This is a genomic window from Photobacterium satsumensis (genome assembly GCF_050336935.1).
GTDB classification, from domain to species: Bacteria; Pseudomonadota; Gammaproteobacteria; order Enterobacterales; family Vibrionaceae; genus Photobacterium; species Photobacterium satsumensis.
Genome location: NZ_JAKJSK010000006.1, coordinates 1,830,331 through 1,852,546, shown reverse-complemented (window position 1 = coordinate 1,852,546; position 22,216 = coordinate 1,830,331). Strand labels below are relative to the sequence as shown.

Here is a 22,216-nt window from a genome sequence, read left to right as displayed (position 1 = left end):
AATTAGCGTCAAGTGAAAGCGTATTTTGGTCAGCCGGGTCAGTACCACTGGATTTTCAGTCTTCCATCGGTACACACCATCGAGACCCGGCTTTTTTATTCCCCTAAAAATTAAAACAACATAATTACAAGGCTGTACTGATCAATGGGCAAGGTTGATCAGGCAGTGAGGAGAGAGAACCATGGGTAAGCATATCCCGCCTTTTGATAATAAAAACCAGCCAATTGTTGATGTGAACGATGAAGTCACACCATTGTGTTATTTCAACCAAGTTCATCTTTTACAAGGCGAGCAGCACCAGCACGTCGTGGAAGGCTATGAGTCAGTTATCGTACTGGCTGGCGGTACTTGTTCAATCAAGGTAACCAATGGCGAGAGAACAGAAGTCTTCGACAACATCGGCCAGCGTAAGTCGGTGTGGGAAGGTAACCCTGAATCTGTGTACGTTCCGCTAGGCTGGAGTGCAGAGATTGAGTGCGTGAGCGATGCTGCTGACGTGATGATTGCCGGTGGTAAGTTCGAAGAATCACTAGAACCCTTCTGCAGCCGCCAAGATCAAGTCGATATCGTGCAATACGGTTCTGATGACACCAAAACTCACCGTAAGATCAAGCATGTATTGGGTCAATCCAATGCTGATAAGCGCGGTCGCCTATTGGTAAGCGAGCTGTTTACCGTGGGTGCGGGTGGCTGGTCTGGTTTCCCTCCTCACAAGCATGATGAAGACCGTGTTAAGCCTGATGGCAGCAAAGAGACCCTGTACGAAGAAGTCTACCAGTTCCGCTTCAACCCTGATTTCGGCTTCGGTGCCCAGTTCCTGTATGAGCACGAAGATGATTTCGGTCCGGTTTACCATGTTCGTACCGGTTCAGTGATTGCCATCGATAAAGGCTACCACCCAAGCGTGGCAGCGCCAGGCTATGAGATGTATTACTTCACCATCATTGTCGGCAAAACCGAGAAGTCGCTTATCCAGCACTTTGACCCACACCATGAATACCAAGTAGAGACGATCCCTGGCATCAAGGACATGATCGCCAAGTTCAAATAACACGGAGGCTTACTAATATGCTCGCTAATCTAAAAGATCTTTTGCCTGAGGCTGCAGCCTCCGACTATGCCGTCCCTTGCTTTAACGTGTTCGGTTACGAAGATGCCCGTGCTGTCGTCGAAGCGGCAGAAGAAGTGAACAAGCCGGTGATCCTCGCTTGTAACAAAGATGTCGCTGATTTCTACGGGGTTGAAACGGCAGCCGCGATGTTCCTGACATTGGCAAAAAATAGCTTAGTGCCTGTGTGTTTGCACCTAGATCATACTTATGAGGAAGAGATCGTTTACCGCGCACTGAAAGCGGGTTTTAGCTCGGTGATGTTCGATGGCTCGCAGCTATCACTGGAAGAAAACATTGCCCGTACTCGCGCCGTGGCAGAAGTCGCCCATGCAATGGGCGCATCGGTTGAAGGCGAGATTGGCTCGGTGCCTTACGATGAGGGCCGAGATCACATCAAGTCTATCTATACCGAAGCAGAAGAAGCCGCCCGTTTTGCCAAAGAAAGTGGTGCCGACTGTGTTGCTGTCTCGGTGGGTAACGTACACCGTTTGACTGAGCCGACCTGCACCATCGATTTTGGCCGCTTGGATAAGATCGCCAGCATGGTTGATGTCCCGCTGGTTATCCACGGCACGAGCGGTATCCGTAACGAAGATATGGAAGTACTCAAGCGTACCCGCGTATCGAAATTCAACATCGGCACCTGCCTGCGCCAAGCGCTGGGTCATGGCCTTCGTGATTTCATGAATGAAGAGCCTGAGAAGTTTGACCGTATTTATTTTATGAAGAAGGCAATGCCTGCTGTAAAAGACGAAGCGATTCGTAATTTCAAACTGTTGTCGTAAAAACTGTCGTAATTAATTTGGCCCTGTTAATCGCAGGGCATTTTTTTCAGCGCAGGAGAATATCAATATATGGAAGTAGCCGAACTATTACCCACGGATTTGGACACGTTGAAAGATCAAATTGTCAGGCAATATGATGGCTTGAGCCCGCGTTTGCAGCAGGTTGCCGATTTCGCCATGGCGCAACCTATGCTGGTGGCAGTTGAAACTATGGTTACTATCGCTGAGCAAGCCAATGTGCCCTTGTCCACCCTTAGCCGCTTCTCCAGCGCGATGGGGTACTCAGGGTTTAGTTCAATGCAGGCTGTCTTTCGTCATCATTACTTTAACCGCCCACGTGATTACAAAGAGCGGGTACGCAAAGCCAGAAATGAATCAGAGTTTGGCCCTGAGTCAGCGGCGGCCATTTTTCATGATTTTGGTGCGGCAAATATTGAGGCAATGGAGCAGCTACAAATAACCGTGTCGCCGCAAAAGTTAGACCGGGCTGTGGCTTTGCTCGAAAGAGCCGAAACGATATATATCCAAGGTATGCGGCGGGCCTACCCAGTGGCATTTTATCTCTGGTATGCCCTGATGAAATCCAACAATGACGTCGTGCTGATTGATGATAACGGTGGCATGTTATCGCCATTGACCCGATTAATGAGCGACAAAGACGTGTTGGTCACCTTTACCTTCAGCCCTTATGCGGCAGAAACCACCGAGGTTATTGAACTCGCGCATCAGAAGGACGTTCCTATTATCGCGATCACCGATAATCAGATGATGGAGCAGGGCAACAAGATGGAGGTCTGCTTTGAGGTGGAGGAGGGCGACAACTTGGGATTCCGCTCACTCAGTTGCTCGGTCTATCTGGCCCAGACGCTGGCGGTAAGTTTGATGTGCAAAGATACAAAATAGAGCCTCGCCTGAGGCTCTATTTTTATGATTGGATTAACTAGAAGCTTTTACTCGCCACACTCTTTGCTCAGATACGCCATAGCAACCGCTTGGGCCTCGGCATTGGTGTTTACCGTTTCTTTCTCGCGTAGCTCAAGGTAAAGCGCGACACACTTCTTCACCGCTTTGGTCAAAGAGGCCGGTTCAGGCTTTGCGATGGTTTCTTCTAGCTGCTGGGAAAATTCCGGTAGGTACTTTTCTACCTTACGCACACCGAATGGCGTGAAACCGCCTTGTTTAAGGGCCAATGGTGACAGCACCGTCTGGCGGATAAAGGAAATAAACTCCAAGGTTTCAAAGTATTCGCCACGGGCAATTTTGGTTGCCGCGTAGTGGGTCCAAATCCAGAAACGGTCCTCAATCCATTGCGGGTCTGGTTGCGGGAAATGATGCTGGGAGTGTTGGTAAACATCCGATAGGTAACTTTCCCGTTCCCACACCACTTTCGTCTCATCAACACGGGTGGCAGCATCCGGCAGGGCAACAAACTTGAAGTCCACATGCACAGTATTTGGCTCGAATAGCGCGATAACTAGACGAGGTTCACCGACGTGCTCACCGGTAAAGGCGGCGAGTTTGCCATCAACACGGTCGATAATCTCGAATCGCTCTTTCATTATGATGTCGAATTGAGTTGGCTCGACCGCGATAACTAAATCGAGATCGCTGTATTTATCCATGGAATCAGAGGCAAATGAGCCGCTGGCACCAATGCCAAGAATACGTGGATCCTGAGAAAATACAGAAATGATCTTTTCTAAAAGCTGCTGATGAGTGCTTGGAAGTGATTGTGGAAACTTCATATTTTACCTATTTAATTTGTTGAAACTGCTGCGGCAGCCACTGCGGTAAAATGAGCGCAGCATTACAGAATGCCAAAAAAGAGAAGGGATTGCTACAGAGCGTTTAGAATTGGTTGTTGATGATGAAAAAAAGCCCGCAGCAGGGAGCTGCCACGGGCTTGAACAAAAAGAACGATAAGTAGATCTTATACCCAGACAAGATGGAGTCACTGGGCTATGTGCGTTATGAATACGGGGTTAATAATGTCAACGCATTGTGACAAAGAGGCGACTCTAAGATGACGATTTATCGAGCAGGCGATTCCACTTTCGGCGTATAGCCGGTTAAAGCACCTTGTGGATATTGGCGATTAGGTAATAGGCCCAACAGTTGATACCTGTATTTAACGTTGGAGCCTTCCATGTTAGTAGGCGAATACTAACCTAGCTTTGTAATTTCAAAGAAAATGCCGACGTGATGTCGGCATTTTTAGTGGTAATTGGTGATTACATCGTTTTAAGCTTGATCAGTACAAAGCGGTGAATTCTGTGATTTCTGGTTTGCCGCGAAGCAGTAGGAAATCGAGGAAGCGGCTAGTCGATGTGGTCAGGATCTGTTCTTCATTAACACCGTGTTTTTCCAGCAAGGCGATGGCGAGATCTAACCGGGCAATTTCTTCGCTGAAGTGGGCATCGGATCCAGTCGTGAAATACACGCCGATCTCTTTGCCGATCTCGACAATATTGCTGCAACGAACGTCGCTGCCTTTACGGCTTTTACCCGTGAGTGACGTGTTGTTGACCTCAACTGCCACGTTATGCTCCTTGGCACAACTTAACACCTGCTCGATATCAAACGGGTAATTGGGGTTGCCCAAGTGCCCTAGGACATCGACTCGGCCACTTTTGATGACATTGACCAGAGCGGCTGTATGCTCGGCTTCTGTCGCCGGTTTGAACACGGGCTCATGGAAACTGGCGATAACCCAATCAAGGTGCTGGTCAGTCGAAGGCGGCAGGTCGATTTCACCCTTCACATTGAGAGTATTGGCTTCGACCCCCCGCAAGATCCCGACATCATGCAAGAAGCGGGGTAGGATCCGCTGGTTATTGAAATGCCAATAATGAGGGGCTCCCGGCATTTCCGGAGCATGGTCGGTGGTGCAAAGCAACTTCAGTTTTTTATTTTTCGCGGCCTGGGCATTTTCAATAATGGTGCTGTAAGCATGTCCACTGGCAATGGTATGGGTGTGGCTATCTATCACGATATCCATAGTGATCTCCTAGTTCGGGTCCTTCAGAGGTGGACTGCTTATTGGATTTCAAATGAACCGTCGCGGTTCATAAACAAATTCAAATCAGCCTTGATGGAATGGTTGAGCACTTTCTCGACATTGACCGCATCTGATTGGTGGTAAAACGCCAAGGCGTCTTCTGGCGAACTGCCGCCGCGGATCTTCCTGTTGACCAAGCGCTCTTGCAGGAACTCCGCTTCGGTGTCGAGGAAAACGGAGAAGTCAGCGAGTTTATGTAGTCCTTGCCAAACAGGCTCATCGAGTAGCAGCCAGTTACCTTCTACCACAACAATATTGCGTTTAACGTCAATGGCATCATCAACCGGATCATGCAGGTTCCTGTCGTAGTAAGGCCACTTGGGGTCGTTGATTTTGAGCTGTTTTAGCTTGTCGATAAGCTCGGTCAAATTGAAGGTTTCGTATGAGCCTTTAATACTGCGTAGGGAAACACGTTCTCCATTTCGTTCAATACTGTTGTTGTCGAGAATTTCATTGGGGTAATGAAAGCCATCAAAAGGCAATACTTGCAAGGGTTCTAGGTGTTCATCTTGTTCTGATAAATGTTCCCAAAAGGCGGCAAGTGTTGATTTTCCACTTCCAGGAGGTGCACTGAGAAAAATAACTATACGTTGTTGTGTTTCTTTATAAAGGCGGGTGAATTTTTCAACCAGTGGCTGGTGGATGGTGCCGATATCTTTATCGGGAAATACGGCTTCGGTATCAAATCCACTGATGTTTAAATTTACTTTCATTGTGAGGCCTCACTGTTTTATCTCTCTTTCGATATTTTCAATTAACAGCTCACATGAAAGGTTAAGCACTGTTTTGATCAGAGATTCATATCTCATCTGTGAAAACGCTTCGAAAGAAGAAAACTTTAATTTGTTTATGGACTCAAGATAAAAGCCGTCTTGCTGTGTCGAGATCACCGATTGGCTTTTTATGAAGTCGTAAACGACATCATCACCGAAAGAAATTCTGTCTGAAGCAGACGCGGCATACTCTAAGGTTTGGTTGTACAAACCAATATCGGCATAGGTTTCCAACGAGATTTTACCCATAGCGAACATTAGTTTAGAGACGACATCAGTGGTTACTAACGGGCCGTCTTCCCGTAGTAATGGCTCCACAGCATACTCCATCACTAACTCGTCCTGAACGAAGACTTTAGGGAGTAATGCTTTTAACTTGAGGTTTATTATTTTGTTCGAAACCTGAAGAAACGAAGTGGCGTTATCGCACTCTTCCAGTTTCTTCAGTAATTCATATTCACGTGACAACGTTTGTGACCTCTTCATTATGTGGCAGCGCAAAGGCTACCACACAAATTCGTTGTAACTAAACCGCTAAGCTCACGTCATAAAACTCTAGTAACGCTTTTTCTGCGTGTTCGTTCCACACATAGTTGTTGGCTTTTAGAATAGCGTCCAACTCGGCGAAGAACGGGTTTTGATCAGCAAGTGACATAAAGTCATCAATAGCAGTCAGCGGAAGATCAATATGCGGGTAAATAAGCTTTTTGCCGCCAGGGATCTCCAGCTGGTTCAAAATCGTATGCGGTGCCGCTTGCAGGCCACCAACATGGGTGATCATATATGATGGGTTGATAAGGTGATCAGAAGATAAGTCGAGTGATTCGATCATATCGCCTGTTGAGCCGCCCGAGGTACCCACAATATGGGTTGCTTCGTAGTGCACGTTGTAGAAGTTGAACGGGACTTTGAATTTCTTGTCAGTCGGGCCGGCAAAGAAGTTCAGGCAGCCATCGTTGCCTAGAAGCTCATCGGCTTGTTCCAGTACTTGTGAAACGGCGGCGTATACCATCACATCATCGTAGCCCTGGCCTTCGTTGAGCGATTTCAGATACTCAACCGGAGCGTCCACTTTCGCGGTATTCACATAGTGTAGCGCGATGCCTTGTTCTTGCGCAGTGCTCACTGGGATCAGGCTTTCAGCGCGATCAAGGCGGGCTTGGTCAATGTCGGTCACCACAATGATTCTTGGTTTAACCGGACCATTAATTGCGTAATCAATGGCACCGATACCCATCGGGCCTGCACAGGCTAGTAGAGCCAATGAACCGCCTTCTTTGATACCCATCTCGTGTTCGTAAACATACGGCGTGGTGTGGTAGCTGGCGTGGTAAGCACCGATGATGCAAGACATCGGCTCAGCCAGTGAAGCATCAGCAAAGTATTCACCTTTGTATGGCAGTACACAGCCTAGGTCGATAGCGATTTTCGGAATGATAGAGTAGGTGGCGTTACCGCCGAAGGTCTCGTAGCTGTAACCGGCAGAGTAGCCTGATGGTAGGCCCATCGCAGGCTGCAGAACAAAAGAATCACCGGCAGTGAACTTGTCTTTCAGGTTTTCGCCTACTTCAACAATGATGCCTGCGTATTCGTGGCCTGTCATTACTGGTACTTCAGCGATATTTTCTGGTACACGTTTGTGCTTAGTACCTAGTAGAGCCGCTTTGTAAGTCGATAGACAAATACTGTTTGAGATGTTCTTTACCAGTAGCTCGTCTGGTGAAATGGTTGGCAGTTCGAACGTTCTTAGTTGAACATCTTTTTCGCCACAGATAACCGCTGCCGTTGTTTGTACCATGATTTCTCTCCAAAGTAGGGCGGCGGGCCGCCCTATAATGCAATTGTTAAGCTTGTTGTTCGATAGTTACCATCAGCTCATCAAGAGCAGGGTCGTTCAGGAAGTTTTTGATAGTGATGACCGGAAGTCCTGTTGCGTTAACCGCTCGGCTTTCCAGACTTTCGTGGGTTACCACGATGTCGGCGTCACTTGGGACTTTCTCGATAGCAAAGTTCTTCACTTCAATATCAATCCCTGCTTTGGTTAATTTGCGCTTGAAGGTTGAGGCACCCATCGCACTGGAGCCCATTCCCGCATCACATGCGAAGGCGACGAATTGGATAGCTTTTGTTTCTGCGGTAGTACCTGCTTCAGCTGTTGTTGCTGGTTTCAGCGCACCTTCTGATTTCATGTCTTTCATGTCAGTGACAGACTGTTCGAACTCTTTCTCTTTGTCTTCTGACTTGCTCATCTTCAGAATCGCACTGGCGACTAGGAAGGATACGACTGTTGCTGATACCACACCGGCAATAGTTGCGATGAAGCTGCCTTTTGGTGTTAGTGCCAAGTAAGAGAAGATAGAGCCTGGGCTAGGACCCGCAACCAGACCTGCATCTAGTAGGTTGAATGTTGCGATACCAGTTGCAGCACCGGCAATCATTGCCACAATCATGATTGGCTTCATCAGCACGTATGGGAAGTAAAGCTCGTGAATACCGCCGAAGAAGTGGATGATGATGGCACTTGGTGCTGAGCGCTTACTTAGGCCTTGGCCGAATTTCGCGTAAGCCAGCAACATACCGAGACCTGGACCTGGGTTAGATGCCACCATGAAGAAAATAGATTTGCCGGTTTCTGCTGCTGCCTGTAGACCCAGTGGGTAGTAAATCCCTTGGTCGATAGCGTTGTTCAGGAACAGTACCTTGGCAGGTTCGTTGATAATTGCCAGTAGCGGTAGGAAGCCGGTTGCAACTAGCGCTTCGATGCCTGATTTAACAAAAAGGTTAGCGGCTGTGACTGCAGGACCAACAATTTCGTAGGCGAACAAGCACAGGATCATGCCGACAATACCTAGCGAGAAGTTGTTTACCACCATCTCGAAGCCAGAAGGAATGCGGTGCTGGATACGCTTATCCATTTGTACCACTACCCACGCACTCAGTGGACCCATGATCATCGCACCGACAAACATTGGGATATCCGCACCAACGATGACACCCATGGTACCGATAGCACCGGCTACGGCACCGCGCTTGTCACCGATAATTTGACCACCGGTGTAACCAATCAGTAGGGGAAGCAAGTAGGTGATCATTGGGCCAACAAGTTCACCAAAGGCTTCGTTTGGCATCCAACCTGTCGGGATAAAGAGTGCGGTAATAAAGCCCCAGGCAATAAAGGCCCCGATGTTCGGCAATACCATGGCGGTCAAATGACCCCCAAAGGCTTGCACATTAGCTCGCATGTTTGCTTTCACGTTATGTTCCTTCTTAGTACGCTTTTATTATGTCCAGCACTTGTTCTTTGGAAGAAGCTTGGGCTAGTTTTTCAATGTTCTCTTCATCCACAAACATCTCGCTCAAGGCTTGAATCACTTCAATGTGGGTATCAGAGTCTTTTGCTGCTAAAGTAATAAGGACATTGGCAGGACCGAGGTCAGAGCCAAAATCAACAGGGGACGGGAAAACATGAATACCAAGGCCTGTTTTCAATACCCCTGTTTCAGGTCGGGCATGAGGCATTGCTAGGCCTGGGCATAAAACGTAGTAAGGACCATTTTCTTTTGTCGATTGGATAATGGCATCGGCATACTGATTTGATACGTAGCCGCGTTGCTCAAGGTAGTCAGTTGTTTTCCTTACAGCTTCTTGCCATTGGTATGTTCCGTCATTGATGACATCCACTAATTCGTGATCAATTAAATCGTATAGCATGTCTTTAACCCTGTTTTTCGTTGTTGGGGTTATTATCAATACAAGCGGATTAAAGAAGCAAATGGCCGATTTTTGTGACTCAGATCTAATTAATTTTGGTGTCAATAGGGCTTTTATTTGTCTGATCTCAAATTGACAAGGAAATTAATTTTCATTTTTTATCTGAGTTACAAATCAATAGGTGAAATTAGACGTTGATCAAATTGCTGGGAATTTAATTTATTTCGCTCAATGTGATTAATGTCTTGTTTTGCTAATTGCGCAGGTTAAAAGTTTGAGTTAGATCGGTTTGGTTTTCTGCGGATTTTAGACGCTTTCAACGGCTTTCATATGTCGTTTACCTAAGGTTCAGCGAAGAAATTATCACCTGTAATTTAGTAACGAGATGGGTGAAATTTACTGAGTATTTGCCCGATGATAATAGCTGCTGGTGGTGAGTAACAAGGCTCCCCTGACTGGGTTGCTGCAGCGTGTGAGCAGGTTATCTAGTTAGTTTTTGTTTGCTGTTTACGAATAAAAGAAAGGGCCAGATGATGACATCTGGCCCTTTGTTGTTTTTGGATGCCGAGTTTCTGAATGTGCTCTACCCTGTCAGACCATCTAAGAAAGACTTTTTGGCTAACGACTTCTTCAGCTCTTCCAGCCATTCAGCGCCTTCGCCCGAGAAGTACTCTTGTGTGGTTTCATAACCTAACTCATAAAGCGCTTTCAGGCTCTCATTACTGACGTTGAAGGCACCCCATTTATCAATCCCTTCTGGCGAGAGGCTGATATCGGGTAGCTTGATACTCTTTAGCAGGTGCGCCGAGCTGTAGATCTCAAATACCCGGTCAAGAACATCAAAAGCATCGGAGAACTCGTGATTATCTTTATGCTCCAAAGGGCTTAAATACATGCCGAGATGGGAGCGACACAGGTCGTGGATGAGATCGGTGGGGTAGTTATTGGTGATACCACCGTCAGCAAACAGCTTGTCGCCGATTTTTACCGGAGTGAACATGCCCGGATAAGCGGCAGAGGCCAGCAGCGGTTGAATGAGTTCCCCTTCCTTGAACACAACCTGTTGCGCAGTATTGAGATCGGTTGCCGCTATATAAAGCGGAATGTCGAGGGTATCGAAATTATCCCGCTTGATCCAACCGTGGAAATGACGGTTCAGCTTTTCGGCATTGATCAACCCCAGCTTGTTGAAAGAGAAGTTGCTGGCTTTAAACATCTGACTTTCAATAAAAAACGTGAAGACTTTATCTGGTGAATGCCCAGCAGCGTAAAGCGCACCGACCAGCGCACCACCGCTAGCACCTGAAATCACATCCGGCTTTACGCCTTGCTCGTCGAGGTGCTTCAGCATACCGATTTGCGCCATGCATTTCGCACCACCACCAGAGAGTGTGAGTCCGAATTTATAGGGTTTTGAGTTGAAGAATGATGATGGCAACGTCTCTATCCTGCAATAGACCAGATTTAGATAGCCAATATATCATTAAGTCAGCAAGCTTCATGACGATATTGTGTTAAATATCATATCCGGTTAATAGTAGAAAAGTGTGGTTTTGGAGAGCCTTGACTTGTACTTTCTTTAACCAGTATCATCTATCCATCATATCTAAAGAGTTCAACGCCATAATGAAGTACTAACATCCCGACTTTCCAATTTAGACAAAATTATTGGGACACTTGGGGTTAGTGGGCGTTGCTTCGTCATTGCTATCTTGCAGAAAATAAAACGATTATTACCGTTCAGCTTATTGCTGTTGCATTCTATTTTGATCGTTTCTAAGTAACGGCTATGCCCCTTTTACTGATTGACGTAAAGGGAGGTATTTTTATGCCTGTATCATTTACACCTGTTTTACTTACACAACAACTGTCATTCCAGCTCGATACGGGTGAATGGCTATTTGAAGATATTAACTTCAGCCTCAATCACCGCCTCACCGGGCTAGTTGGACGTAACGGAGTCGGAAAGTCGGTATTCTTTTCGCTATTGCTAGGAAAATTGGCTCCGACACGAGGACATGTTACCCGTCAGGGGAAGGTTGCCTATTACTCTCAGCTGCCTTCTGAGTTGCTGGGGACTGCGTTGAGCATCGCGCAATATTTAGGTGTCAGCGAAAAAATATTGGCACTAAAAGCCATAGAGTTGGGTAGCTGTGATCCCAAGCATTTCGAGGTGATTGGAGAAGACTGGGACGTAGAAAGCCGTACTAAGCAGCTCTTAGCTACCCTTAGGATTTCCCCTGATCTTGACGCGTATTGTCACACCCTGAGTGGCGGCCAGATGGCATTGCTACAGCTTCATCAGTTGTTTGAGTCCGACGCAGACATATTGCTGCTTGATGAGCCATCTAACCATTTGGATCGAGAGGGGCGGCATTGGCTTATAGAAAAGATGAAACAATTTGAAGGTCAGGTACTGCTGATCAGCCACGATAGAGCCCTGTTGCGTCATGTTGAGGGGATCTATCAGCTCACCAGTTTGGGATTACGTTTTTTCAAAGGCGATTATGATGCCTTTCATGAGCAGTCTACAACCCAGTCCGAAGCACTTGATAAGCAAATCTCTGGGCTTAAATCTGAACAAAAGAGGCTTGAGCGTCAGGCACAGGCCAACAAGGAAAAAGCTCAACAGCGGGAATCGCAAGGTAACCGACTGAGGAGATCAGGTAGCCAACCAAAGATTTTGCTCGATGCAATGAAAGATAAAGCAGGACGAAGCCGTTCGGCGGCAGTCACTAACCAGCAGAACCTGATGGAGCGCAACCAAGCCAAGCTCAATACCCTGACACAACAGCAAGAAGTGTTGAAACCGCAGGCAATGTACCTGCAGCAATCAACGCAAGCCAAGAAAAACACTTTACTGAGCGTTGAAGACTGCCAGTTAGAGTTTGGAAGCAAAACGCTTATTTCTTTTAGCTTGGCCCAGACAGAGCGCTGTTATGTACAGGGGGGCAATGGCTGTGGCAAATCGACACTGTTGAAGGCTATTCATGAAAAATCAGGTCATGAAAAAGCGGGTCATATCAAAGCAAGTCATGGCGCACATTCCAGCTATAGTGGGGTGATTAAAACGCAGGTAGAGACCGTTTATCTGGATCAGCACTTTGGCTTATTGGATTTAGACGACTCAATGCTGGATAGCTTGATGAAGCACTGCAGGGGGATGACTGAAAGTGATGCGCGTATCTTGCTGGCAGGCATTGGTTTTCGTCGGGACTCGGTCTATCGCAAAGTCGCCTATCTCAGTGGAGGCGAGAAAATGAAACTATCCATGTTGTTGGTTAGCCATAGGCCGCATTTGCCTTTGCTATTACTTGATGAGCCAGACAATCATTTGGATATCGACTCAAAACACTTACTCGCGATGGCGCTGAAAGCCTATAAGGGGGCGTTCCTTTTGGTCAGTCATGATGAAGACTTTGTGGCCGAAGTTGGTATTAACAAATGTATCTTGCTGAAATAAAGGAAACATAATAAAAATGCCGACGGGTTGTCGGCATTTTTATCGTCGACATGTCCCCACAAGGGAGTTACAGGAACTTCTCGATCAGAATTTCATCAACATACTCGCCGCGAACCTTGGCATGCTTTTTCGCTGTGCCAATCACTTCGAAGCCTTGGTTTAAGTAGGTGGCAAGCGCCCTTTCATTATCGCTACGCACGTAGGCAAATAGCTTCTCGTAGCCTTTTGCTTTCGCGATTTCAAATGTCCCTTCAAACAGACGCTTGGCAACGCCTTGGCGGCGGAAACTGCCATCGACAAATGTACCGATAATGCCGACATGGTCGAACACTCGGGTGTAATCAGCAAAAGGCTCAACAGCCTGAAAACCGGCAACCTTGGCACTTTTATCATGCTGAGCCACCGTTAGGATCCCCCTTTCAGGGAAATTGCGGATGAAGCCTTCTTCCTCTTCAACGGTGAAGGTGGTGTCCAATACGGTGTATAGCCCCTCCTCCACAATAGGGTTGAGGACATTGGCAATGCCTTCGGCATCGCTAACGGTAGCTTGTCGAACGTTAAAGCGCATTTTACTTTCTCATTTTGCTTTTTCGGCGCATCTTAGCGCATGTCGCTATGTGCTTGCATGCAGTTTTTGAGCCTCAATGATAGCTGATGCAGATCCCTCTCATTACCCACAATTCGCAGCCGTGCATATTCCTCATCCATGGTTGGGTTAGTGATTTGGAAATGCTGGCCTGAGCACGTCAGTATGCCGAGCTGTCTTAACATGTCGGCCATGTTAACGCCTTGCCGGTGAACCAACAGAATCGGTGTTTGCTCTGATGTCGGCACAATGTTGAAGCTGTGGGTATGGAGGACATCCATAACCGCGCGCTTGAACTTGATGGCTTTGGCTTGGTTGCTGGCAACAAACTTTTTCGCTTTGGGTAAAATGTGACAGGCAATTTTTAGTGCGGGTAAGGAGGGCGTGAACACGGTGACAGCTGACTGTAAATAGGGGGTAAGTGCAGGGGAGGAGACAATATAGCCAAGGCGCAGCGCTGCCAACCCCAGCCCTTTGGAAAACGTCCTTAGTACCATCAGGTGGCTGTATTGCTGGCACGCCTTCACCATGGATTGCTCATCAGTCAAGAACTCGCCGTAAGCCTCGTCGATGATCAGTAAGCTACCGGCTTCTTCACACACATGGCATAAGGACAGCAAGTGCTGCTTGTCGTAAATCCGGCCTGTAGGGTTGTTTGGGTTATCGATATACACCAAGGTTGGTTTCTCGCGCAGGATCTTATCTTCCAATGCACCAAACAAATCATTATCGCAATTGAACTCAAACATATTGAGTGCTTGGTATTTACCGCCAACTAGCAGGAATTCTGAGACACCTTCAACAAACTGCGGACCGATACCAATCATTGTCCGCTGCGTTTGGTCGATGAGCTTGTTGAAGATTAGCTCCAGCCCACCGAGTGAACCTGTGGTGAAAGTAAGATCATCACCGCTGACCCCGAGATATCGGCTGACTAAATGACTTAACTGCGCGAGGTTGCTGAAGCTGTAGTACTCATTGATTTCATCGAGGATCTCCAGCATTTGATCTGGAGAGATCTCAGGCGCGCCAAAGGGGTTAGAGCCCAAAGCACAGTCAATGGTGTACACCGGGGTAACATACGATGCTAGGTCCTGTTCCAACTCACGGTTTAAATTCACGTTCAACATCCTTGGTGATCTTCTGCAATATCGAAATTTAAGATGACCACTTTTCGTGGCCGTTAAATAGGTCAATTGACGACAGATGCCCTTATCACTTTCAGCGGATGTTATGTCGCGAAATGACCTATTTGATGGCGTGGGCTAGGGGTACTATCTCCGCATAAATTCAAATGCCTATTTGTTCAGAGCCTGTAAGAGCTCCATGTTGTGACCATCTTTGCTGCCCTCCGGGGTGGCCTTTTTTTGGCCTTATTTATTTCTGTCTCGGTTATTGCCTTTGGTCACGAGCAGTTTGGTATGGGCTATTGGATGTGAGTGTTTGGATATAGGTGTTTTTTTACCTCTGGAACCTTGAATGAAAAAAATATTGCTAGCTGCAGTCACTATTGCAGCTACTGCCCCTGTGTACGCCGATGTGAACACGACCGAAGAGAAGAACGCGGAAGATCCGACCAAGATCATCACGAGAGCCGGGGCTGGGTGGACAAACAGCGGGATCCGTTTTAGCGGCTCGCTAGGACTTGATGAATCCCGAATGCTCAATGTGTCGATCACTGATGACGGCGATGAATGGAGTGTAGGCGGTTCATGGTTATTTGATATCGGCATCCTCAATGTGGATGTCCGTAAATCGGACTATGGCGATGGCAACATTAATACCTCTTACAGCGTAGGGACTTACTTGCCGCTAGAAACCCAACCATGGGGATGGATGCCATTTGTCACCTTCGGCTACAGCTACAACGACGGTGAAACCATGGAAGAAGGCGTGAAAGAGACCATACGCAGCCATGCGGGTTACCTCGGTATGTTTGCCATTAAGCCTATCAATGAGGATTGGACTGGCATCGCAGTTGTGGGCACCACCCAAGGCCAGAACAATTACTCGTCTTATTGGGGCGGTGCAGGTATCAGCCACCAACTAACCGAAAACCAATCAGTCAATGTAGTCGGTATAGCGGTCGATAGCTCGCTGTACGGCTCAGATCAACGCATTAACTTGAACTATCGCTACGAGTTCAAGTGATCATTGTTTAAATCAGTAATACGGAGCAACTTACTATGAAATTGAAAAACGTTGCGTTAATTCTGGCGCTAGCCACATCAATGAATGCCACTGCGGCTACCTCAGACACGATGCCAGAGGCGATGAAACAAGCGCTTAAAGTACCTGGTGCTGATGTCACTTTTGATGTTAAGCGTGCCAAGCAGCCATTTAGTTCGCAGTTTGCTACCGAAGCTCAGCAAGCCTTCAACAACTTCCACTTGCAGATGGGAGGCGACCACGCGGTTTACTACAACGGCCATATGACCGAAGTGTTGCATTCGGCCCTTTCGCGTCCGAACGAGAACTACAAGCCACTGGTTCGTAGCATAAACAATCGTATTGGCGATCTGAAAGTGGAAACCGGGCAAGGCATGCTCTCGCTAGATGAGTACATGGAAAACCCGATGTTCCGTACCCAAGCGATGATCATGGTCCATAAAGGTGAGGTCGTCTACGAGGCCTACCCGGGCATGAACAAAAATGACCGTCACATTTGGTACTCTTCAGCGAAAACTACGGTTGGCTTGGTGATGGCCAAACTGGTACAGGAAGGTAAGGTCGATATCAGCAAAGTTGTGCCTGATTATATTCCAGAGCTCAAAGGCAGTGCTTGGGATGATATTACTGTCGAAAGTGTGCTCAATATGACAACGGGGCTGGATAATGAAGAAACCCTTCAGTCAATTCTGAATCCAGACTCTCCTGTTGTGCGTTACTTTGCCGCTATTACTGGTTCACCAAGGGCATCGACTGGCGAGTATGAAGACTGGCTAACGGATGTAGCCGCTGATCAGCAAAAGCTGGAAGGAGAAAAGCAGGGCGATGTATTCCGCTACGCGTCAATTAACACCAGTATCCTTACCCAGATCATTGAGAACGTAGAAGGTAAAACATGGGCCAAGATCTTCGAGGAAAAAGTGTGGTCGAAAATGTACGCAAGGGAGCCGGCGGTCTTTGGCCTAGCGCCTAACGGCCATGCCCTTGCACTTGGCCTGTTGCAAACCACACCGGAAGACATGGTGCGATTCGCTACGCTATTTACCCCAAGCTGGAAGGCAGTGGCCGCCGAGCAAGTGGTGACGCCAGAGCTAATTGATATGATCCGTGCCGAAGCCGATCCAAAGCGCTATGTAGGTACAGCCAAAGAAGCGTCATCGGTTTCTTCATTCCAGGATAAAGCACAAGGCAACGGGTACCAGTTTGACTTTATCTACGATGATGGGGCAATTGCCAAAAGCGGTAACATGAACCAGATGATATACATGGATCCTGAGCGTGACTTTGCCGCTATTGTGGTATCAACCAGCCCTTATCACTCGGGTTATGGTGAAACCAAAGCCCCTGCTTATATGCGAATGGCGGCCAAATACTTAAATGGCGAGCTGTTTATCACACAGTAGTAAGCTGTAAATAAAGTACCACGCTTTACTCGCCCGCATTACCTTGCTTTGAGGTAGTGCGGGCGAGTTTATTTATAAATTCGTTCTATAACCTCTTGATCGTAAATCTCATTGAAACAAGAAAAGGATGGTGCATACTAGCCTTAAATCTGAAGTATCAACGATAAAGAGTTGCTGATGAATATAGTGAAAGTCGATAGTAGCAATGAACATGTATACGCCAATCTATACCAAGGCTACGCAGCAGAGTTTTCAAAAATTATCGACGATAAACCTGATGAAAATGGGGTGTTTGAGATCTATCCGAAGATTGGTGGAAGTGTTAGCGGCTACCTCCTGTATCTTGATGGTGTTCCAGCAGCCCTTACTGCAATAGAGGAAAAGTCGTCAAAGGAATATGAAATTTGCGATTTTTACGTCGTCCCCTATTTTCGAAAAAATAAAGTGGGTAAGCGCTTTATCTCCAATCTTTTTGAGCTGCTTGAGGGCTCTTGGGAGATCAAGCAAGTTGCAGGTGCTGACCATGCGGTTAAGTTTTGGCGGGATGTCGTTAACGACTATACCTCGGGCAACTTTGTTGAAGATAAGTACCTTGACGGCAAATGGGGCTTAGTCACAAGACAGCGGTTTGACCACGCCACAAAGGCGGAGTAAATTCTTACATGCCGATAAACGAGGATGGCAAATTGGCGAAAGTCGTGAGCAGTTTTGATCTAGCTATTGCTTATTAGATCAATGCCTTGTAATTATATCCAAGTGACTCCTGTCTATTGAAATGACTTGGGTATATCGGCTTTGCCATGGATACTGACAGGGTATTTAGCTAAGGGCTTATTGAATAGGGATGGTTGGTAATGGACGTTTTATTGGTTCTTGTACATGTGGCGTTGATTTGGATACTCGCTGTGGCGACACCGGGGGCCAACGTACTGTTAACCATAAATACCGCACTGCAATATGACCGTAAGCTCGCAATGTTTTCTGCCTTTGGGGTCAGTACGGCAATATTGCTATGGGCTCTTTTGGGCGGCTCTGGTTTAGTCATCTTACTGACGACTTTTCCTCAATTGTTTAGCGTGATGAAAGTTGTCGGTGGTAGCTACTTATTGTATTTGGGGCTGCGCCAGATTTACCAAACTCGCAAAACAAAAAAGTTAGGTGAGTTACCACAAGGCCAACACATCCTATCGCCATCGAACAAAAAAGTTTTCATTTCAGCCTTTATTACCAGCATCCTCAACCCGAAAACCGGCTTCTTCGTGGTCAGTTTATTTAGCGTGTCTATGCCAGACACTCTACAAGGAGCCATTACTAATTCAATGATAGTTGCCATCATGCTAACCATGTCGTCGATTACCCTGTGTTGGCACTTATTCCTCGCGACAGCATTCTCACATCAATCAGCAAAAAGCGTCTATGCCCGCATTTCAGGTGTGATGGATTACATTACAGGTGGGTTGTTTACCGTATTTGGTATCAAAGTCATGGTGTCATCATGATGCTCGCTTAAGTTTGCTCTTGGCCTTATCGAATATAAAAGGGATAAGGAAAATAGCGAAGCATGCCAGCCATGGCCGCACATCATCCTTGATATATAACCCATACCCAGCTGCGGCCAGCAGGTAGATAAAGGGGATGGTTTTGCTGTGCGCCTTGAGTAACCTCAGTGCCAGAAAGTATCCCGCAACCGCATTCAAACCTAGCCATAGTAATGACTCTGTTGCCCCAATCGATGAACTCAGCGGTGCCGGAAGAGTTACCTGCGAATAACTCCCCATGGGTGAAATAACATTAGCGGCTAAGTGAATACTGATCCCCGCACACAGCCCAGCAGCAATGGGCTTGGCATAGTTTGAGCGCAGCATTGCCAGTACGAGCAACGGCAGCAGCACGCTGTGGGTGAGGATAGAGCGGTGATGGAGCAGGGACATTAGCTGCGTATCAATATCAGGCCAATACAAGCCGAGGTATAGAAACAGCGCGAAAACCACCAAGAGTAAGTGCTTCATGAAATGTCCCTTTCAAAAGGAAAATCATAACCTAGCAAAACGAGAGGGGATAGAGGGGGAATGTTGCTACATTTTTTATTTAATGCTCAACTGGTATGTTTTGCTGTGACAGCAGTTTGCTATATTTTTCATATACGTTTGATTTAAAGTATTGATAGATAGATGAATAAAGATGTTGTCGCAGGCCAAGCTGTCTACTCAAAGAAAGTTCTCTCAATTTATGACCTATGGGTTTTAGGTTTTTCCAATCACTATCTATGGAAATGCCCGACACGTCTAATTAGCCAGCAGTTTGCAGATCTAGTTACTGCTAATCATCTTGATGTCGGGGTAGGGACTGGATATTACCTGAAGCAAAACTTGCCTGCCGGGGGCCAAAGAATCGCTTTGGTTGACCTGAATGAAAACAGCTTGGAGTCAACGGCTAAAGCCATCGAGCAATTAAAACCGGAGGTTTACTGCCGCAATGTGCTCGAGCCGTTTGGACTGGGTTGTGAGACGTTTGATTCGGTAAGCATTAACTACCTACTGCACTGCCTGCCGGGAAGCATGTCTGAAAAAAGCATCGTTTTCTCGCACATTAGAGAGGTGATGAATACCGGAGGCGTGGTGTATGGCAGTACGATTTTGGGGAAAGGGACGACGCAAAATGTCTTCGCCCAAAAACTGATGGCGTTCTACAACAAGAAAGGCATTTTCTGTAATGAAAACGACGAACTTGGTGCCTTGGAAGAGGCTCTGAATAAGCACTTTTCGAATGTAAAGGTGCAAGTGATCGGCTGTGTCGCCCTGTTCTCGGCAATCAAGTTCTCGGCAACCAAAGCATAACCAAATACCTCAGAATAATGGTGTGGCACGCAGCCACATAAGCATTAAAGAGAAAACCAATGATCCAATGGCCTTGTATATTCAAACTTGATGGTGACGACGAGCTGATTTATCTAGCCTCAGAAGCGAGCTTAATGGCTGAGTTCGAGTCACTCATCTGGAGTGATGATGACTGCCTGATAGATAGCCAAGGGCAAGCTTACAAGGTGCGAGAGGCTCAAGCGGGCGTTTTTTCCTACGAGCCTTGCGGTAACCCGTTCTCTGTATCACAGGTTACCGAACTCATTCAGGCCCACGAGTTTGCAAAAGCAGAAACCTGCCTGATAAAAATGCAGTTTTTGTCTGTCAGTGAAGCGATAAGAGCTTTATCTATTTAGTTGTAATCAAATAGCTCTGATCTGACTCCAACTAATGATGCTTATAGTGGCTGGCAGTACACGAAGAGTCTTAACGGACCTTGGCGCAGAGTATGTTAAAAGCGTTACCTTAATGAAATAAGGCAGCCAAAGTCTTAGCGAGATGACATGCGTCGAGCCAGAAACCAAATAACAAAGGATTTCATGCGGCCACAAGCAAGGAAATGATGTATAAGTGGGGACATTAGCCCCTTTTTCTAGGCTTGAACATGTTTACATTCGATCAATTAAAAGCATATTGCTCCGTGTATGAGCAAGGCAGTTATAGTGCAGCCGCGCGAGAGCTCTCAAAAGACAGAACAACAATCCGTGAGCTCGTTACAAACTTAGAGGATAAGTTAGACGTTAAGCTGTTTACAATTCAGGGCCGCAAGGCCATCCCAACAACCGCTGGGGAGCGTCTTTACCTTCGTGCCACCATCCTATTCCGCCAAAGCCTTGAATTTTATTCTGTCGCTGAGTCTGCAAAAGTTGAAAGCCTGACCGACATAGTTGTTGCTCAAGATTCAGGTGTTCCTGAGCATATGGCTCAGTTTGTAGAGAAAAAAGTGTCAGCGCAGTTTCCAGAGCTTCGAGTTCACTGGATATCAAGAACGCGAGAAAAAGCAATCAAAGAAATGGCAGAAGACAAGGTCCACATTGCGCTAATGCCGGGGCGTGGGAAGATTGAAGGCCAAGAGCTAGTAGATTTCTCCCATTTAGGCGGAGTGCTAATGAAAGCCTATTGTCGCCCATCGTCGCTACTTGCCAAGAGGCAAGGATTAACAACCACTTCGCTACGACTAGAGCGTCAGTACGTTACTGAACATCATTACAAAGCAGGCATTATGCTGTCTAATGTTTCCATTGATGTAAGGCTAGCACCTAGTTATTCCGCTGTGATTGAAATGACAAAGAATCGAGGCTGGGCTGCAATACCTGAGTTGCTAGCGAGGCCGCATGTAGAAGCCGGTGAGCTTACTGAACTTATTGTTAGCCAAGCAGAAACCGGCGCAATTGTTCACTACAACGCTTTCTTTATGCACGGTGTAGATAAGATACCTGAAGTTAATCAGGTTCTTGAGTGGGTAAAAGAGTACGGGCAAGAATATTTTGTTTAACTTATAGGTGGCTTAACCACTTTAATTACCTAACACACTATGACTTTTATTTTAGAAATAATTCAACCTACGCTCTCACCTCAAGCTGAACGGCACACTGATTGTCTTTTCTTGCTGATAGGCAGTCAGCGAGGCTAGAGCTGTAATTTGGGGCGCTGTTAGAACAAATCTGATCTTCTATGGAAGAAAGTAATAAAAGAGGGCGCGAAATACGCCCTTCTCTTTACTGGTTATTTATCTGCTTAATCACTTTGCACGGGTTACCGACCGCGACAACGTTGGCGGGAATGTCCTTCGTAACTACGGAGCCGCTACCAATAACAGTATTATCGCCAATAGTTACACCCGGCAGGATAATGGATCCGCCACCAATCCAAACACGGTTGCCGATCTTGATTGGCTTGCCGAACTCAACGCCACCATCAATACGACCCTCAGCTTCAATCGGGTGATTAACTGTATATAGCTGAACATTAGGGCCAAGCAATACATCATCACCAATCGTAATCGGCGCCACATCTAAGAACACACAGTTAAAGTTGGTGTAGAAGTTCTTACCAACCTTGATGTTGTAGCCGTAATCACAACGGAATGGTGGCTCTAGGTGTGCATTACTCTCATACCCCATTAGTTTTGAGATTGAGGTGCGCCATTCTGGTGTTTCTGGAATGCTAAAGTTCAACTCTCTTAGAATGTATCGGCAGTAGATACGTTCTTGCTCTAGCGCGTCGTCCCACGCATTGTAAGGTAAACCTGATAGCATCTTTTCTTTCTCTGTCATATTCATAATTTTATCTCCACTAA

23 protein-coding genes are annotated in these 22,216 nt (G+C 46.8%); 11 read left to right on the top strand and 12 right to left on the bottom strand.

Annotation, left to right across the window (positions count from 1 at the left end):
- The first annotated feature begins 181 nt into the window (after window positions 1-181).
- From L4D79_RS08515 to L4D79_RS08505, 3 genes are all read left to right on the top strand, one after another.
- Window positions 182-1,051 carry a 5-deoxy-glucuronate isomerase gene (locus L4D79_RS08515; protein WP_428649953.1) on the top strand — a complete coding sequence of 290 codons (870 nt, stop codon included), beginning with the start codon at window positions 182-184 and terminating at the stop codon, window positions 1,049-1,051.
- A 17-nt stretch (window positions 1,052-1,068) separates the two neighbouring features.
- Window positions 1,069-1,896: a class II fructose-bisphosphate aldolase gene (locus tag L4D79_RS08510; protein WP_428649950.1), complete on the top strand. Its 828-nt coding sequence runs from the start codon at window positions 1,069-1,071 to the stop codon at window positions 1,894-1,896.
- A 69-nt stretch (window positions 1,897-1,965) separates the two neighbouring features.
- Entirely contained in the window at window positions 1,966-2,799 is an 834-nt protein-coding gene (locus tag L4D79_RS08505; RefSeq protein WP_428649947.1) for a MurR/RpiR family transcriptional regulator, read from the top strand.
- Between the two features lie 47 nt (window positions 2,800-2,846).
- Here the strand turns inward: L4D79_RS08505 and L4D79_RS08500 are convergent, their stop codons facing one another.
- The 8 genes from L4D79_RS08500 to L4D79_RS08465 form a co-directional block, all read right to left on the bottom strand.
- Window positions 2,847-3,641, bottom strand: a complete 795-nt coding sequence (locus tag L4D79_RS08500) for an aminoglycoside 6-adenylyltransferase (RefSeq protein ID WP_428649944.1) — start codon at window positions 3,639-3,641, stop codon at window positions 2,847-2,849.
- 506 nt (window positions 3,642-4,147) lie between these two features.
- Window positions 4,148-4,894, bottom strand: coding sequence for a phosphatase (locus L4D79_RS08495; RefSeq protein WP_428649942.1), 747 nt, complete (start codon window positions 4,892-4,894; stop codon window positions 4,148-4,150).
- Window positions 4,895-4,932: 38 nt separating this feature from the next.
- A complete protein-coding gene (locus L4D79_RS08490; protein WP_428649939.1) occupies window positions 4,933-5,667 on the bottom strand; it encodes a nucleoside/nucleotide kinase family protein in 735 nt (244 codons plus the stop codon).
- A gap of 9 nt (window positions 5,668-5,676) precedes the next feature.
- Entirely contained in the window at window positions 5,677-6,195 is a 519-nt protein-coding gene (locus L4D79_RS08485) for an MltR family transcriptional regulator (protein WP_428651749.1), read from the bottom strand.
- 58 nt (window positions 6,196-6,253) lie between these two features.
- Window positions 6,254-7,525: a zinc-binding dehydrogenase gene (locus L4D79_RS08480; protein ID WP_428649936.1), complete on the bottom strand. Its 1,272-nt coding sequence runs from the start codon at window positions 7,523-7,525 to the stop codon at window positions 6,254-6,256.
- A 46-nt stretch (window positions 7,526-7,571) separates the two neighbouring features.
- Window positions 7,572-8,981 carry a PTS mannitol transporter subunit IIBC gene (locus L4D79_RS08475; RefSeq protein ID WP_428649934.1) on the bottom strand — a complete coding sequence of 470 codons (1,410 nt, stop codon included), beginning with the start codon at window positions 8,979-8,981 and terminating at the stop codon, window positions 7,572-7,574.
- 13 nt (window positions 8,982-8,994) lie between these two features.
- Window positions 8,995-9,438 (bottom strand): PTS sugar transporter subunit IIA, encoded by a 444-nt coding sequence (locus L4D79_RS08470; protein ID WP_428451037.1) that lies wholly within the window; start codon window positions 9,436-9,438, stop codon window positions 8,995-8,997.
- A gap of 583 nt (window positions 9,439-10,021) precedes the next feature.
- On the bottom strand, window positions 10,022-10,876 hold the full coding sequence (locus tag L4D79_RS08465; RefSeq protein WP_428649930.1) for a patatin-like phospholipase family protein: 855 nt from the start codon (window positions 10,874-10,876) through the stop codon (window positions 10,022-10,024).
- Between the two features lie 390 nt (window positions 10,877-11,266).
- Between L4D79_RS08465 and L4D79_RS08460 the strand changes: the two genes are divergently transcribed.
- Complete coding sequence (locus L4D79_RS08460) at window positions 11,267-12,901, top strand: ATP-binding cassette domain-containing protein (protein ID WP_428649927.1); 1,635 nt, start codon at window positions 11,267-11,269, stop codon at window positions 12,899-12,901.
- Window positions 12,902-12,968: 67 nt separating this feature from the next.
- On the opposite strand, the gene L4D79_RS08455 is transcribed toward L4D79_RS08460, so the two are convergent.
- Together L4D79_RS08455 and L4D79_RS08450 are read right to left on the bottom strand one after the other, a co-directional pair.
- Window positions 12,969-13,469 carry a GNAT family N-acetyltransferase gene (locus L4D79_RS08455; protein WP_428649924.1) on the bottom strand — a complete coding sequence of 167 codons (501 nt, stop codon included), beginning with the start codon at window positions 13,467-13,469 and terminating at the stop codon, window positions 12,969-12,971.
- A gap of 32 nt (window positions 13,470-13,501) precedes the next feature.
- Complete coding sequence (locus tag L4D79_RS08450) at window positions 13,502-14,608, bottom strand: aminotransferase class I/II-fold pyridoxal phosphate-dependent enzyme (RefSeq protein ID WP_428649920.1); 1,107 nt, start codon at window positions 14,606-14,608, stop codon at window positions 13,502-13,504.
- Between the two features lie 358 nt (window positions 14,609-14,966).
- On the opposite strand from L4D79_RS08450, the gene L4D79_RS08445 reads away from it, so the two are divergent.
- The 4 genes from L4D79_RS08445 to L4D79_RS08430 all read left to right on the top strand — a co-directional run bounded on the left by L4D79_RS08445 (window position 14,967) and on the right by L4D79_RS08430 (window position 18,558).
- A complete protein-coding gene (locus tag L4D79_RS08445; protein WP_428649918.1) occupies window positions 14,967-15,638 on the top strand; it encodes a hypothetical protein in 672 nt (223 codons plus the stop codon).
- 35 nt (window positions 15,639-15,673) lie between these two features.
- Entirely contained in the window at window positions 15,674-17,059 is a 1,386-nt protein-coding gene (locus L4D79_RS08440) for a serine hydrolase domain-containing protein (RefSeq protein WP_428649916.1), read from the top strand.
- Between the two features lie 177 nt (window positions 17,060-17,236).
- A complete protein-coding gene (locus tag L4D79_RS08435; RefSeq protein ID WP_428649914.1) occupies window positions 17,237-17,713 on the top strand; it encodes a GNAT family N-acetyltransferase in 477 nt (158 codons plus the stop codon).
- 200 nt (window positions 17,714-17,913) lie between these two features.
- A complete protein-coding gene (locus L4D79_RS08430; RefSeq protein ID WP_428649911.1) occupies window positions 17,914-18,558 on the top strand; it encodes a LysE family translocator in 645 nt (214 codons plus the stop codon).
- Here the strand turns inward: L4D79_RS08430 and L4D79_RS08425 are convergent.
- Window positions 18,553-19,068: a hypothetical protein gene (locus L4D79_RS08425; protein WP_428649909.1), complete on the bottom strand. Its 516-nt coding sequence runs from the start codon at window positions 19,066-19,068 to the stop codon at window positions 18,553-18,555. The genes L4D79_RS08430 and L4D79_RS08425 overlap by 6 nt on opposite strands.
- A gap of 162 nt (window positions 19,069-19,230) precedes the next feature.
- On the opposite strand from L4D79_RS08425, the gene L4D79_RS08420 reads away from it, so the two are divergent.
- The 3 genes from L4D79_RS08420 to L4D79_RS08410 all read left to right on the top strand — a co-directional run bounded on the left by L4D79_RS08420 (window position 19,231) and on the right by L4D79_RS08410 (window position 21,412).
- Entirely contained in the window at window positions 19,231-19,896 is a 666-nt protein-coding gene (locus L4D79_RS08420; RefSeq protein ID WP_428649906.1) for a class I SAM-dependent methyltransferase, read from the top strand.
- 59 nt (window positions 19,897-19,955) lie between these two features.
- Window positions 19,956-20,273: a DUF4144 family protein gene (locus L4D79_RS08415; RefSeq protein ID WP_428649904.1), complete on the top strand. Its 318-nt coding sequence runs from the start codon at window positions 19,956-19,958 to the stop codon at window positions 20,271-20,273.
- A 248-nt stretch (window positions 20,274-20,521) separates the two neighbouring features.
- A complete protein-coding gene (locus L4D79_RS08410) occupies window positions 20,522-21,412 on the top strand; it encodes a LysR family transcriptional regulator (protein ID WP_428649901.1) in 891 nt (296 codons plus the stop codon).
- Between the two features lie 223 nt (window positions 21,413-21,635).
- Here the strand turns inward: L4D79_RS08410 and L4D79_RS08405 are convergent, their stop codons facing one another.
- Window positions 21,636-22,193 (bottom strand): sugar O-acetyltransferase, encoded by a 558-nt coding sequence (locus L4D79_RS08405; protein WP_428651747.1) that lies wholly within the window; start codon window positions 22,191-22,193, stop codon window positions 21,636-21,638.
- Between the last annotated feature and the right edge of the window lie 23 nt (window positions 22,194-22,216).